General features: G+C 65.2%; 15 protein-coding genes. 8 read left to right on the top strand and 7 right to left on the bottom strand.

What is annotated here, in order from left to right; all coding sequences use genetic code 11:
• The 5 genes from ACX80W_RS16040 to ACX80W_RS16060 all read right to left on the bottom strand — a co-directional run.
• A partial coding sequence (locus ACX80W_RS16040; protein ID WP_459285067.1) for an alpha-amylase family glycosyl hydrolase occupies positions 1-182 on the bottom strand: 182 nt, incomplete at its 3' end.
• A 184-nt stretch (positions 183-366) separates the two neighbouring features.
• Positions 367-579, bottom strand: a complete 213-nt coding sequence (locus ACX80W_RS16045) for a hypothetical protein (RefSeq protein WP_459285044.1) — start codon at positions 577-579, stop codon at positions 367-369.
• Between the two features lie 10 nt (positions 580-589).
• The gene (locus ACX80W_RS16050) at positions 590-1,489 is read right to left on the bottom strand and encodes a carbohydrate ABC transporter permease (protein ID WP_459285046.1); all 900 of its coding nucleotides are present in this window, start codon (positions 1,487-1,489) and stop codon (positions 590-592) included.
• Positions 1,486-2,514 carry a carbohydrate ABC transporter permease gene (locus ACX80W_RS16055; protein ID WP_459285047.1) on the bottom strand — a complete coding sequence of 343 codons (1,029 nt, stop codon included), beginning with the start codon at positions 2,512-2,514 and terminating at the stop codon, positions 1,486-1,488. The genes ACX80W_RS16050 and ACX80W_RS16055 overlap by 4 nt, the downstream gene beginning before the upstream one ends.
• A 157-nt stretch (positions 2,515-2,671) precedes the next feature.
• Positions 2,672-3,952, bottom strand: a complete 1,281-nt coding sequence (locus ACX80W_RS16060) for an ABC transporter substrate-binding protein (RefSeq protein ID WP_459285049.1) — start codon at positions 3,950-3,952, stop codon at positions 2,672-2,674.
• A gap of 443 nt (positions 3,953-4,395) precedes the next feature.
• Between ACX80W_RS16060 and ACX80W_RS16065 the strand changes: the two genes are divergently transcribed.
• A complete protein-coding gene (locus ACX80W_RS16065) occupies positions 4,396-5,412 on the top strand; it encodes a LacI family DNA-binding transcriptional regulator (protein ID WP_459285051.1) in 1,017 nt (338 codons plus the stop codon).
• Between the two features lie 160 nt (positions 5,413-5,572).
• On the opposite strand, the gene ACX80W_RS16070 is transcribed toward ACX80W_RS16065, so the two are convergent.
• Entirely contained in the window at positions 5,573-5,764 is a 192-nt protein-coding gene (locus ACX80W_RS16070; RefSeq protein WP_459285053.1) for a hypothetical protein, read from the bottom strand.
• Positions 5,765-5,880: 116 nt separating this feature from the next.
• On the opposite strand from ACX80W_RS16070, the gene ACX80W_RS16075 reads away from it, so the two are divergent.
• From ACX80W_RS16075 to ACX80W_RS16095, 5 genes are all read left to right on the top strand, one after another.
• A complete protein-coding gene (locus tag ACX80W_RS16075; RefSeq protein WP_459285055.1) occupies positions 5,881-7,353 on the top strand; it encodes a sensor histidine kinase in 1,473 nt (490 codons plus the stop codon).
• On the top strand, positions 7,350-8,024 hold the full coding sequence (locus tag ACX80W_RS16080; protein ID WP_459285056.1) for a response regulator: 675 nt from the start codon (positions 7,350-7,352) through the stop codon (positions 8,022-8,024). The genes ACX80W_RS16075 and ACX80W_RS16080 overlap by 4 nt, the downstream gene beginning before the upstream one ends.
• Before the next feature lie 275 nt (positions 8,025-8,299).
• On the top strand, positions 8,300-10,108 hold the full coding sequence (locus ACX80W_RS16085) for an amino acid transporter (RefSeq protein WP_459285069.1): 1,809 nt from the start codon (positions 8,300-8,302) through the stop codon (positions 10,106-10,108).
• Positions 10,109-10,388: 280 nt separating this feature from the next.
• On the top strand, positions 10,389-11,264 hold the full coding sequence (locus tag ACX80W_RS16090; RefSeq protein WP_459285058.1) for a GAF domain-containing protein: 876 nt from the start codon (positions 10,389-10,391) through the stop codon (positions 11,262-11,264).
• Between the two features lie 238 nt (positions 11,265-11,502).
• Positions 11,503-11,808, top strand: a complete 306-nt coding sequence (locus tag ACX80W_RS16095) for a hypothetical protein (RefSeq protein ID WP_459285060.1) — start codon at positions 11,503-11,505, stop codon at positions 11,806-11,808.
• Positions 11,809-12,587: 779 nt separating this feature from the next.
• On the opposite strand, the gene ACX80W_RS16100 is transcribed toward ACX80W_RS16095, so the two are convergent.
• Entirely contained in the window at positions 12,588-13,358 is a 771-nt protein-coding gene (locus ACX80W_RS16100) for a TetR/AcrR family transcriptional regulator C-terminal domain-containing protein (protein WP_459285062.1), read from the bottom strand.
• Between the two features lie 181 nt (positions 13,359-13,539).
• Between ACX80W_RS16100 and ACX80W_RS16105 the strand changes: the two genes are divergently transcribed.
• Both ACX80W_RS16105 and ACX80W_RS16110 read left to right on the top strand, forming a co-directional pair.
• The gene (locus tag ACX80W_RS16105; RefSeq protein WP_459285063.1) at positions 13,540-13,842 is read left to right on the top strand and encodes a hypothetical protein; all 303 of its coding nucleotides are present in this window, start codon (positions 13,540-13,542) and stop codon (positions 13,840-13,842) included.
• A 120-nt stretch (positions 13,843-13,962) separates the two neighbouring features.
• Positions 13,963-14,334: fatty acid desaturase family protein (locus tag ACX80W_RS16110; RefSeq protein ID WP_459285065.1), on the top strand; the 372-nt coding region annotated here is incomplete at its 3' end.

Genomic DNA, 14,334 nt, shown 5'->3' on the forward strand with positions numbered 1-14,334 from the left:
TCGGCCAGGGCCGAGGGGTAGAACGGGCTGAGCCAGACCGCGTCCACGCCCAGGGACCTCAGGTACGGAACCCGGGAGGTGATGCCCCGGATATCCCCGAGCCCGTCACCGTTCGAATCGGCGAAACTACGCGGGTAAATCTGATACACGGAGGCCTGGCGCCACCAGTTAGGATCCGACATGGTGCCGGTCAGTGGTTCGGCGGGACGGGCCGCTGGGACGTCCAGGACGGATGCTCGCTCGGAATTGACGGTGGAGGTCACGGTTCTTCCTTCTTTCAAAGTTGGGGCGGATCTATGCGGGCGTCTATTGGAGGCGGGGCCGGCGGAGCACCGTTGCCTGCGCTCTCGCGGTGAAAGCGGCTTTTCACGAATTGTTGGGGCGTCGTTTGGCGCGGCGCAGGGCCCAGAGCGCCAGGACCACTCCGAGAAGGGTCACCGACCATGGTGCGGCGTTCCGGCCGTCGAGCTCCGATGCGATAATGACGACAACGAGCACCAGGCCGAAGAACCCGAGGAATCCGAGGAGGATATCCAGGTTTTCCTGCCGACGGTCGCGCCTCCTGTTGGGTACAGCCATGCGGTCCGTCCTACTTCACGGCGCCGGCGGTCAAACCGGCGACGATGCGCTTCTGCAGAAGCAGGACGAGGATGACCAGCGGGATCGTTACGATGGTGCCCGCCGCCATGATCACGGTGTACGGCTCCTGTTGTGGTTGGCTCCCGGTGAAGGATGCGATGGCCACGGTGACCGGCTGTGTGGAGTCGTTGGAGAGCTGACTGGAGAGGAGGAACTCGTTCCACGACGAAATGAAGGCGAGGATTGCGGTAGTGAAAATCGCCGGAGCGGCCAGCGGCATCATCACCTTCCGGAACGCCTGTCCCTGCGTGCAGCCGTCGATCCGTGCGGCTTCCTCGAGTTCCCACGGCAACTCACGGAAAAAAGCCGTGAGCGTATACACCGTCAGCGGCAGGACGAAGGAGATATTGGGGATGATCAGTGCCTGGTAGGTGCCGATCCACCCGATGTCCGTGAAAAGCTGGAACAGCGGGGTCACGAGCGCGACGCCGGGAAACATCGAGGCGCCGAGGATGAACCCGAGGACGATGAATTTGAACCGGAAGGTGATCCGGGCCAGAGCGTAGGCCGCGAACACCCCGACGAGCAGGGACGCCACGGTGACCGAAAGCCCGATGATGAGGCTGTTGCCGAGGGCCCGGGCGAAGTTGTTGCCCGTGTTCGTCTCGAACGCGACGCGGAAGTTGTCGAGCGTCACGTGCGTGGGAAAGAAGGACGTGTCGTAGGTGTAGGCGACGTCACGGAACGCGGTGAGCACCATCCAGTAGGCGGGAAGGAGGCACCAGATGACGATGACCGCTGCGCTGATGTAGGTGCGGACCGACCCCCAGCGTTCCTTGGGGAAACGACGCCGCGTAGGCGGGACGGCTGTCTGGGGCTCTAGTCCCGCGATGGGAACAACCTGTGTCATTTCGCGGCCTTCTTACGCTTGGGGACCCCGGAGCCTTCAGCGACGTCCGCGCCGAGGAACCGGACAAAGAGGAAGGCCACGAGGAAGATGATGATGAACGTGATGGTTGAAAGTGCGGCAGCGCTGTTGAATCCCTGCCGGATCTGCTGGACCACGAGGATGGACAACGTCGTGGTGCCGTTAGCCCCGCCGGTCAGGATGGCCGGCAGGTCGTACATTCGCAGGGCGTCCAGAACGCGGAACAGGATGGCGACCATGAGCGCCGGCTTGACCAGCGGCAGCGTGATGTAGCGGAAGCGCTGCCAGGTGGACGCACCGTCCACCTTGGCCGCCTCGTACACGTCCCCGGGTATCATCTGCAGGCCCGCCAGGATCAGCAACGCCATAAACGGTGTCGTTTTCCAAACGTCGGCGATGATGATGGCCCATTTCGCGGGCCCCTCGCTGCCCGTCCAGAGGATGGACGTGTTGAAGAGGCTGTTGGCGATGCCCTGGAAGGCGAAGATGAAGAACCACAGCTTGGCCGTCACGGCCGTGGGGATGGCCCAGGGAACCAGGACGGCCGCACGCACAAAGCCGCGTCCGCGGAAGGTGCGGGCCATGATGAGCGCCATCCAGAAACCGATGACCGTCTCAAGGGTCACGGTGATCACGGTGAAGAAAAAGGTGTTGCCGGTGGCGCTCCAAAACTGGGAGCGGAGCGTGCCCGGAGGACAGTCCGAGGTACCGCCGACGCCCGGACACTGCTGCAACAGCCAGCCCAGATAGTTATCGAAACCGGTGAAGCCGCCATCGCTGAAAAGCCCGGTCGCGGGATCCAGCCCGGAATCGCCCCGGAAGGACATCGTGATGCCACTGATGATCGGATAGACGATCACCACGGTGAGAAGGATAAGGGTTGGCGCCACCAGCAGTGTCCCCCACCGCCCCGCGGTGGCGGCCCTGCGGTCAGCACTTTCCTTCGGGGGGCGCTTTGATGCGTTGCGCCCGCCGCCCTTCTGTGGCGCTGCGGTATCTGTTGCCATTGTCCGCCCTAACGGTTGCGGCATGAGCCGATGAACATGGAGGAAGGAGGTCCGGGCGGGCAGAGGCTCATGCCGCTGTCCGCCCGGACCAGCCACTGCGCACCGGCCAAGGAGATGACATCAAGGTTGGAAGGCCGGCTGGGCAAAGGCCAGTGGCTTACTGTCCGGCTGAGGAAATGGCATCCGACATATCGGACAGTGCCTGGTCCACGGACTTCTTTCCTTGAAGCGCCGCGTAGCTGTTCTCCTGGATGGCGTTGGTGACCGCCGGGTAGAACGGTGTCACGGGCCGGGGCACCGCGTTCTCAATCGACGTCTTCAGCACCGGCAGGTACGGAAGCTGCTCGATCAGGGCCTCGTCGTCGTACAGGCTGGCCAGGACGGGAGCGAGCGAACCCTGCTCGGCGTAGAAGCGCTGCTGCTCCTCCAGTCCGACGAACTCGAGGAAGTCGCGGGCGGTGGCCTTGTTCTCGGAGTACACGCTGATGGCCAGGCTGTGGCCACCCAGCGAGGAGGCGCCGGGGCCCTCGGCTCCGGGGAGGGCCGCCATGCCGAGGCTGTCCGCAACCTTCGACGATTCCTCGGTGGTGGCCAGGTTGTAGACGTAGGGCCAGTTGCGATGGAACAGCACCTTGCCTTCCTGGAACGCGATACGCCCCTCCTCCTCGGTGTAGGTGATCGCTTCAGCGGGGATGTTTCCGCTCTTGAAGGCCTGCACCAGGTTCTCCAGGCCCTGCTTGGCCTCGGGCGTGTCGAGCGTCGGCTTTCCCTCTTCGTCAATCACGGTGCCGCCGGCGGAGTTGATGGCCTCGGACGCGTTGACGGTCAGGCCCTCATACTGGGCGAACTGACCCACGTAGCACTCCATGCCGTTTTTCTCGGCGATGGGGCACATCTCCATCATTTCCTCCCATGTGGTGGGAGGGGTGTCGATGAGGTCGGAGCGGTAGTAGAGGATGCCTCCGTCGGAGTGCTGCGGAGCCGCATAGAGCGTGTCCTGATAGGTGCCGCTTTCCACCGTGGCGGGGAGGAACTTGTCTGTATCGATCGCAAGGTCGCCCTTGAGCGGCTGCAGCCAGCCGCGGGCAGCGAACTCGGCGGTCCAGATGAGGTCCACGGACACCACGTCATAATCGGCGTTCTTGGCCTGAAGGTTCTGAACCAGGTCATCGTGCTGCTGGTCGGCTTCGTCGGTCTGCTCCTTGAAGGTGACCTTCTCGTCGGGGTGCGCCGCATTCCACTTGTCGATGATCGGCTGAACAACCGAACTGTTGTCCTTGCCTGCGACATAGGTGATGGGACCGCGTCCCTCGAGGCCCTGCGCCGCTGGACCGCCACCAGCCTCCTCACCGGAACCCGAGCCACCCCCGCAGGCTGCCAGCGACAATGCCAGCGCACCAACAGCAGCAACGGACGTGAGCCGTCGGATGTTCTTCATGATGTTCTCCTCATTGAGTGATCGATGCAGAACTGAAACCTCGGTGTCGTGCGGGCGGAAAGAGGCAATCGGCCGCGAAATTCAACTGTTCGTTGTCGAGCCGCAGCGTCAATCACCCAAGCTCCCCTGAACCCTTCCATGGGTCTTCAACCCACACCGTCCGGGGCAGCAACAAATGAAGCTTCAGCGATTCCACCCATCCCGGACGTACCGAAATGACAGCGCTTGCACGAGTGTAACGTGCGTCTCATTGGCCTACAACCGACCCATACCTGCGGCGAGACGCACGCTGGAAAAATCATCCTGCGACAGTTGGAGTCCCTACCGGGTATGAAAATGGCTGCGTTTGCGGAAATTGATGCGTCGAGGGCAACCCGGTGTGAGAAGCTTCTGCTGTGTCCGAGAACCCGTTCCCATCGCCTGGCCGCGGGGATCCACCATCGATGGAGGATGTGGCGAGGCTGGTCGGCGTGTCGGTATCGACAGTGTCCCGGGCGCTACGCGGATCCTCGAGCGTGCGTCAACAAACCCGCGAGAAAGTTCAGGACGCCGCGCGAAGCCTGGCGTTCGTGCCGTCCCCCAGCGCCTCAAGCTTGGTCACCGGAAAACTGAACCGCATTGCGGTGCTCCTCGGGTCACCGCTCGAGCACTGGTTCAGCGGAGCGATGCTCGATGCCCTATACCCGGTAGTGCATCAGGCCGGATACGATCTGGTCCTCTACCTCGTGCGCACCGGTGATCAGCGGGCAAGGTTCTTTCAGGACCTTCCCGCACAGCGCAATGCTGACGCCATGATCGTTGCGTCATTCGCGCTCACCCGGGCCGAGCATGAGCGGCTGAACGCTATGCGGGTGTCCACCGTCTACCTCAACCAGCATGTTCAGGGCCAGTCCAGCGTCGCCATCGACGATGTCGCCGGAGCGCAGGTAGCAGTCCGACACCTCATCGCCCTAGGACACCGACGCATCGCGTATGCCCGAAATAAGCCGATTCCGGGTTTCGACTGGAGTGCCAGCGCCCGCTACGCCGGCTATCAGGAAGAGCTCCGCCGCCACGGTCTCGCCGCCGATGATCAGATGCTGATCGAAGAGGCGGACGGCGTCGACTTCGGGGAAAGGGTGGCAGCGGTCCTGCTTGCAGTGACATTGATGCCCACTGCACTCTTCGTGGAGAACGACACGTTGGCCATGAACCTGATGACCGCCCTGCACCGCACCGGAATCCGTGTGCCCGAAGACCTGTCAATCATAGGATTCGACGGCCAACCCCTTGGCGCGGCCTTCGGCCTCACCACCATCGCCCAGCCCGTTTACGATCTGGCTGCCCGCACGGGGCGCATCGCGGTGGAATTGGCCAATTCGGAGCGCGTCTCTGCTGACCCCGTCACCATCCCCACGCGCCTGGTTCTCCGCTCAAGTACGAAGAGCGTCGAGGCGGCGAATAGCACGCTGAGACTCTAGCCACTCGCTGCAGCCGACTCAGCTCGCTGCAGCGGTATGAGGCAGAACCCGGAGAAGTGCCCACGTGCCGTTTCCAGCATCCAATGCATCAACGGTGCACCGATTGATCCTTGCGATGTGAGCACGCCGGCTGGTGATCGTGCGCAAGCCTGCAGGGCCCTCACAGGGTGTTCCTTCCGCGGAAAGGCGCGGCCAGGGACGAGCTGGGTGGGAGCAGCGCGGCCTCGCCCAGGACGCGGTGCTTGTCCGGTTCCACGAAGAAGGCGGCCTCCCCAGCGCGGTACGTGCTTGCGCACCGCTCTTCGATCCCCGCCGGGCCACCATCGACGTCGCCGCCGGTCCGATTACCCAACCCTTTATTAAGTGCCCGGGACGTCGCACGGGGCTGGCTGCGGTCCACGTCCCTGCATTGTCCTGGCTCCGCGTCCTGATCTCCGAGTGCTTGGTTCGACCTGCGAGGATTACGGAATGGCACGATTAGCAGCACCGGAACTTGGCCGGGTGCGCACCCTCATCGGATTTGCGTTGGCCCTGGCTCTTCCGCCGCTCTTGGAGTGGGGCACGTTCACCGCGGGCGGGGATTTCCTGGCCGCCGATGTGCTGCTGCAGGTCGCCGGCGTGGTGGCGGTCGCGCTGGTCGGCGGGCTGTGGCCGGCACTGCTGGGTGCACTGTGGAGCAGCCTGATCCTCAACTACTACTCCACCGAGCCGTTCGGATCATTGGAGATCGCCGACGCCGAGAACCTGCTGACCCTCGCGATTTTCGTGGCCGTGGCGGTCTCGGTGTCCCTGGTGGTTGGACTCGCCGCCCGTCGTTGCCGCGAGGCCGCCATCGCGTCGGCCGATGCCGCGACGCTCGGTGAGCTCGCCCGGGGCGTGCTGGCCGCGGAGGACACGCTGCAGGGCTTCCTCCACCATGTCCGACGCCATTTCGGCATGGCCGGAGCAGCGCTCTATGTCCGGGAGGAGGGGGACGATGACGCCGACGCTACCGAGGCCGGCACGTGGAAGATCCTCGCCCGTGACGGCACGCCGGCTGCTTCCGAGGGGGCGAGACCGCCCGGGCATCGCACACCCGGCGACGGTGATGCTGCACTCCGTGTTCCCGGTGGCCTGAAGCTGGTGCTGTATGGCCGGGCGCTGACTGCCCGGGAGCAGCGGCTGCTGGTGGCCTTCGGGTCCCAACTGGCGGCTCTCCGTCAACGCCACCAGCTGCTCGCCAGCGCCGAGGAGAACCGACGCCTGGCCGAGGGCAATGTAATGCGGACGGCAATCCTGCGGGCGGTCTCCCACGACCTGCGCACGCCACTCGCCGGGATCAAACTCGCGGTCACCAGCCTGCGACAGCCCGGCATCGACTTTCCCCCCGAGGAGGAGGACGAGCTGCTGGGCACCATCGAGGCCTCATCGGACCGGTTGGCCTCGCTGATCGATAATCTGCTCGACATGTCACGGCTCAGCGGCGATGCAGCCACTCCGCATCTGGGGCCCGTGCACTGGCCGGACGTGGTGGGCGCCGCCCTGCGGGGAATACCTTCGGAGAATGTGCGGATCCTGCTGCCGCCCAACGCTCCCCCGGTGCAGGCCGACTTCGGCATGCTCGAACGCGTCATCGCGAACATCGCCGAGAACGCACACAAATACGCGGCCGGTTCCGACATTGAGATCACCGCCGCGGTCGCCGGCACCACCGGCGGCTTCCCGGCGGGGGAACTGCGCATCCGCGACCACGGACCCGGAGTCGGCAAGGACGGGATCGTGAGCATGTTCCAACCCTTCCAACGCCTGCACGACGCCGGCACCACCGGCGTGGGACTCGGACTGGCGGTCGCCCGTGGATTCACCGAGGTCATGGGCGGGGAACTGCTCGCCGAACCGGCACCGGGCGGCGGCCTGACCATGATCATCCGGCTCCCGCTCTCCACCGGGGTCAGGCAGTGACCACCGTCCTGATCGTCGAGGACGAACCACAGCTGCTGCGTGCCCTGCAGATCAACCTGCGCACCCACGGCTACCACCCGGTGACCGCCGTCGACGGCGCAACCGCGCTCGCGGCCGCCTCCGAGCACCGCCCGGACCTGGTGCTGCTTGACCTGGGACTGCCGGATATGGACGGGGTGCAGGTCATCACCGGCCTTCGCGCGTGGACGCAGGTGCCGATCATCGTGCTCTCCGCACGCCACGGTCCGGAAGACAAGGTCGAGGCCTTGGACGCCGGGGCCGATGACTACGTGACCAAACCCTTCGGCCTCGAGGAGCTGCTGGCGCGACTGCGCGCGGCTGAACGGCGCGGTACCGCCGCGCCGGAAACTCCGGTCGTCACCACCGCGGATTTCCGCCTTGATATTGCCCTACGCAAAGCCGAACGCCACGGCGAACAGGTCCGCCTAACCCCCACTGAATGGCGGATCGTCGAACTGCTCGTACGCAGCCCCGGCCAGCTCGTAAGTCAGCAGAAACTGCTGCTGGAGGTCTGGGGCCCGGCCTACTCCCGCGAAGTACAGTACCTGCGCGTCTACCTGAACCAGCTGCGGCGCAAGCTCGAACCCAACCCGGCCCACCCCCGTTACTTCATCACCGAAAGCGGCATGGGATACCGGTTCGAACCCTGACACCGGTACAGGCAGGCGCCGCACCCGAACAGGCAGAAGTGACCATGACCACAAAGAGCGGGCGTTGGTGTTAAGGAACCATAAAGAGACCGTTTCCGCCCGCCGGGCGGGCGTAGATTCGGCCTGTGAGCGCAGCCATAGACCATGTCATCCAGTCCCGCCGGGCCCGTCGGCTCGGCCACTGGCTCCTGGATGACGAGAACCAGCGCAGGCCCAATCCAATACCGAAGCCACGGCGCCGGCCCGGCTCCACCGCGAAGCCGTGGTGGAAGGTCATGTGCCTGACAGGTGTGGATTACTTCTCCACCCTGGGGTATCAGCCGGCCATCGCCGCTGCCGCGGCCGGTGCGCTGGCCCCGATCGCCACGCTCATACTCGTCGCGGTCACCCTCTTCGGTGCGCTGCCGGTCTACAAGCGCGTGGCCCGGGAAAGCCCCAACGGTGAGGGCTCCATCGCGATGCTGGAGAAACTGCTGCCCAAATGGAAGGGCAAACTCTTCGTGCTGGCCCTGCTCGGGTTCGCCGCGACCAGCTTCATCATCACCATGACGCTTTCCGCCGCCGACGCCAGCGCCCACCTGATCGAGAACCCGTTCGCCCCGTCCTGGCTGCACGGCCAGGAGGTCGCGGTCACCCTGGTGTTCCTGCTGCTGCTGGCCGTCGTCTTCCTGCGCGGATTCCACGAGGCCATTGGCATCGCCGTGGCCCTGGTCGCTGCCTTCCTCCTCCTGAACCTCGTGGTAGTGGTCACCGCCGCAGCGCAGATCACCGCCCATCCCGGGCTCTTCGGGAACTGGTGGAGCACGCTCACCACCCAGCACGCCAACCCGCTGGCCATGATCGCCCTCGCACTGCTGGTCTTTCCCCGACTCGCGCTCGGGCTCTCCGGGTTCGAAACCGGCGTGGTCGTCATGCCGCAGATCAAAGGCGCCCCGGACGACACCCCGGAAAAGCCCCGGGGGCGGATCATCGGGGCGCAGAAACTGCTCACCACGGCCGCGGTGATCATGAGCGCCTTCCTGATCGCCTCAAGCTTCGTGACCACCCTGCTCATTCCCGCGGACGAATTCGAAGACCGCGGTGAGGCCAGCGGCCGGGCCCTGGCCTACCTGGCACACAAGTACCTCGGCGAAGGCTTCGGCACACTCTACGACGCGAGCACCATCGCCATCCTCTGGTTCGCCGGCGCCTCCGCCATGACCGGGCTGCTCAACCTCGTCCCTCGGTACCTGCCCCGCTACGGTATGGCACCGGCCTGGTCGCGGGCCGTCCGGCCCATGGTTTTGGTCTTCACCGTGGTCGCCGCCGCAGTCACTGTCGCCTTCAGGGCCGATGTGGAAGCCCAAAGCGGCGCTTACGCCACCGGCGTGCTGGTGCTGATCACTTCCGCGTCGGTGGCAGTGACGCTATCCGCCTCCCGCCGCGCCCAGCACACAACCGCGCTGGGCTTCGGGCTAATTTCCGCGATCCTCATCTGGACCACCGTGACCAATGTCTGGGACCGTCCCGACGGCGCCGGCATCGCCGCCCTGTTCATCCTCGGCATTCTCGTCGTCTCCTTCGCCTCCAGGGCGCGCCGGGCGCTTGAACTGCGGGCCACCACCATCACGCTCGACGACGAGGCGTTGAGCTTCGTCGCGGCACAGGACTCCGGGCAGATCTCCCTGATCGCCCACGAACCCGAACGGCTCAGCGCCGCGGCCTACCGCCGCAAGTTCCAGCACGCCTGCACCGTGAGCCACCTCAGCCGGGAGGACGAGCCGCTATTCATTGAGGTGATTGTGGATGACTCATCGGAGTTCGAAACACATCTGCAGGTACGCGGGGTGACCCGCCACGGATTCCGCATCCTTCAGGTCCACAGCTCGAATGTGCCCAACACCATCGCGGCGGTAATGCTCCACATCCGCGACATCACCGGGCTCATGCCGCACGTGTACTTCCGCTGGACCGAAGGCGACCCCCTGGTGAACCTTTTCAAATTCCTGATCTTCGGGGAAGGGGAGATCGCCCCCGTCACCCGGGAGGTACTTCGCGAAGCCGAACCCGAGGTGTCCCGCCGGCCATGGGTGCACGTGGGCTGACTCTGATACCCGCATGGTGCAAGCAACACTGCAGCCTGCCCTGCGGATCCTGTAAGCGGACCCGCCCGCCAATCTAAGGTGACAACGCCCGGCCCGCGCAGGCCATGAGGGGCCCGGCCGTATTGTCCCTGACGCCTGGAGCAAACGGGGTAGATGATCCTGCTTGCGGTGTTTGACCGGTCCGGTGAACCTTGAAGGACCGCCCGTGCCGCACCGCTGGTTTAGGGTGGGCGGAGTGGGACATCCCGGTGGCGGGCCGGGTGAAAACGAAAGGATGGGCGTGCTCGGCGGAGTTGTGCAGCAGTGGACCGCTGCCCAGGCGGTGTGCGGGGCCGGGCTGGACGCTGCCGAGGTCTGGCAGTACTACCGTGGCGTCGGCGGCGCCCTGGATGAGGTCGAGGTCAATGGTTACCTCGCCGGACTCCTGATGATCCCGGTAGTGCAGCGCGACCTGGTGGCCGACGCCATCAACGAACTGATCGAGTCCCGGGATCTGCCGGTGGACGGGGCGCATTACAGCACCGGTGAGGTCGCCGCCGGATCGGGCTTCGCCGATTACCTCCGCCCGCTCGTCACCACCCCGGACCGATACCGCTTCGACCGTCCGCCGGTCACCGGCGTCCATGTTGCCGGGATCGACGCTCCCGCCGGTTGGGCGGACAGTGATGAGGACCAGCAGGCCGAGGCCGAGCTGCGCCGCTGCCAGGCCCTGTACGCGTCCGGATTGCTGGAGACCGGCCGCGAGGAGCGCTTCGACCGGATCACCGCCTACGCCCGGACGCGTTTCGGGGTCAGTTCCGCCTCCATCTCCCTCATTACCGAGGACCGCCAGATCATTAAATCCGTGACCGGGCCGATCGGCGAGGACCTGCCTCGGGAGCTGTCCCTGTGCGCGATCACCATTGAACAGGACCGGACCCTGATCATTCCCGACGCCGGCACGGATCCGGTCTTCCGGGACCACCCCCTGGTCGCCGGGGGCCCCAAGGCCCGGTTCTATGCCGGACACCCGGTCTCCACCGCTGACGGCTGGCGTATCGGGTCCCTGTGCCTGATCGATGACCGGCCACGGACCTTCGCGGCGGACGACGAACGCGACCTCAAACGCCTCGCCGCGCAGGTGCAGATCGCCATGTGGCTCAACCCCGGCGCCTGATCCGCGCAGCCGTCACCTGCCCACCGCCCGGTGCGCGGCCGCACCCACGCTCCGCCGGCACGGCCAGGAGCGGGGTGAAGCAGCGTGGGTGCGGCCGTGGCGCGCCGGTACGGCAGGAATCAGAATCTTCGATCACCAAAAAATCAGCGTGCTTAGTTTGCTTTTCGGGGCCGCCCGGATAGTGTCGAAGAAGTGCCGGGGTCCGGTGGGACCGCTGAAAGCGAAACGGAGAATGACCATGACAAGCGCGCCAGCAGTGACGACCCGGATGACCGACACCTCCGCGGACCTGGTCCTGCCCGACCTGTGGAACGCGGACTCCGCAGCGGATCCGCGCACGGGCCGCGCCGTCCGGGAGCCGGAGGCAGCTTGGTTGCAGGACGCCCGGCTCATCGAGGATCTCTCGGCCGTGTCGGTGCGCCGGCTGCGCACGCTGGCGAACCGACTGTACGAAATCCTCGATGAGGACTTCCCGCCTTCCGAGGCGCTGGAGCGCTATCAGGCCATCACCGAGGAACTGGCCCTGCGCACCGGGGATTCCTGAGTCCCTTGACCTGGATGCGCCGCGAGGCTCCTCAACCAGCGGCTGCGAGCAACTGACGCGAGTCAGCCATCTCAATCCAGTATTCGGGTGTGGTCGGCGGGTTCCCGAGATCATTTACGATCAGCGCGAAGGGAGCTTCCCCCTTGCTGGCTATGTCGATAACGCCCTGGCGGAACTGAAGCCCCGTAGGCCGTCGGCATTCAGCAACCGGGCAGTGCCATGACTTCGGTGGTTGCCGCGCCCGAACCGCTCGGCTATGAGGAGGAGCAGGCCAAAGGACCCTCACCAAAGTCATGCAGCTACGCCGCCGCTCCTCCATGAAGGAGTAAGAGTGCCCAACCCGGGCTTCGCGACAGAAAGGGGGCACCCAGCTCCCAGGAAAACTCAAAAACCGCCACCAGAACCGGCACCCGGACCGCAGAATTGGGCCGGCTGTCCACACTCAGAGAGCAAACCGAAGGGCGAAATGAAGAGTTGCGACTGGAGCTCGACGACCGGGATAAGAAATCCGGCGAGGCCGAAGAACGCCAGGACCGCAGCGAGCATAAGGCCTGAGTAAACCAAGAGAGCAACCCAGCAATTGCGCAGGAGCATGCCGAGATCAAGTCTGTAGAGGACTGCGCCGGCTCCCGCTTCTTCGGAGGCGGGCCTGCGGTCGTCACCGGGCTCCGACTTGGCTTGATGCCGTAGCGAGCCAGTTGCTTTTCGATGGATTCGGCGTTACGGCGTTCCGCAGACCCACCGCCGGCCGGTGGCGGCCACTTCGAATTCCGAAGAGTCTATTGAGGGACGTGTTCCGGGCTCTCTAGCTGCGCCTGGAGGCCTTGAAGGACGATGGTAATGCCCTGGTTGAGTTCTGCTTCCCCGTCGTAGTCCAACAGTTGGGAGGCGAGGCGGCGCAGATTGGGAAAGTTGGATTCGGGCAGACGGTCAAGGCCCAGCCGTAGTCCGGCGTCGTCCTCATCGGCATTGACGACGAACTCTTCGAGTTCATTGATCACGTGTCCGATGAGGAAGCCGTAGTAGGCGCGGTAGGCATGGAGGGCCCCGGAGGGTCCAAAGCCGGCCCGGGTAAAGACGGCGAGGAGCTGCTCCAGGGGACGCAGCGCCCCTAGCGGCCGTAAGCCCAGAGGGGTGGACAATGGCCGCGTGACAAGGAGCGGCACGACGTGGGGGTGCTGCAGTACCAGCGCACGGAATCGGTGGGCGGCCCGGCGCAGCTGATCCTGCCAGGCCGTATCGGCGTCCCCGGCCGCAGCAATCACCCACTGATCCAGCAGCAGTTCGGTCAGACCGTCCAGAAGCGCGTCCCGGTTGGCCGCGTACCGGTAGAGCGCCATTGGGTCTCTGTCGAGCCGCTGACCCAGCCGGCGCATCGACAGGGCCTCCAATCCGTCAGTGTCGACGAGTTCGAGTGCGGCCTGCAGTACGGTCGTCCGACTCAGGGGATTCCGCCGCTTTCCCCCGCCGCCCGTTCCCGGAACGGAAGTACCTCCGGGCTCGTCGTTCACGGTCGGGCCATCGCGCCGGTTCATTGAAACCACAATCATCCACCATCTACTAAGCCGACTTGCTATCTCTTCATCTACACCGTAGAGTCTACATTGTAGAGCAACGCTGTGGAGCAAACCGCGGCCTCCGAGCTCCCTATCCCGTTACGAGATCCCGCCCGCTCTGGGCCAAAGGATCCGCTGCCGGTCTCACCCATTCACTCCCTGAAGGAGATTCACCATGTCGAACAGCAACAACAGCGGTTACAGCCACCCCGCCGACACCCACAACGGCAACCTGGCGGTTGCTGACCGCCGCTCCACCGAGACGAAGGCCTCGACGAAGACCACCGAGTTCTTCGCCTACATCGCCATCGTGCTGGCCACCGCCCTCACTGCGCTGGTGGTCGGCGACGGCGGAGAAGGCCAGGACGTGTTCAACGCCCTCGACGCCATGAAGCTCATCGCCTTCCTGACCATCGGCTACATGGTCTCCCGCGGCCTGGCCAAGTCCGGCAGCCGCGAGCACTACACGAACTCCTAAGCTCCAGAGTGACGTGTTCCCCCTGCGCAGGCCCGGCCTGCGCAGGGGGACACCCTTTTGCCGGGCGCCGGTTCCGCACCCGGGCAGATCGATGACCACAACTTTCTTGAGGATCAGCCCATGAGTGACACCACCGCGGCACCGGTGAAGCGTGCCGTCCGGATTGCCAAACCCAATGACGTCATCGCGTCCTATTCGGTTCTCCTCAAACAGGTCCGCAAGGAAGGGCTGCTGACGCGGCGCCGGCGCTTCTACATCTCGGTGTTCATCCTGCTCGGTTTGGCCATGGGCGCGGCCTGGACCGGCTTCGCGCTGCTGGGGGACACCTGGTTCCAACTCCTGATCGCCGCGGTCCTGGGCGTGGTCCTGACCCAGACGGCCTTCCTGGCCCACGAGGCCTCCCACCGCCAGATCTTCCGCACCCGCGGCGCCAACGACTGGTCCGGCCGGGTGCTGGCCGCCGGAGTGGTCGGCATCAGCTACGCCTGGTGG

This window comes from Arthrobacter melezitosi (assembly GCF_054511055.1).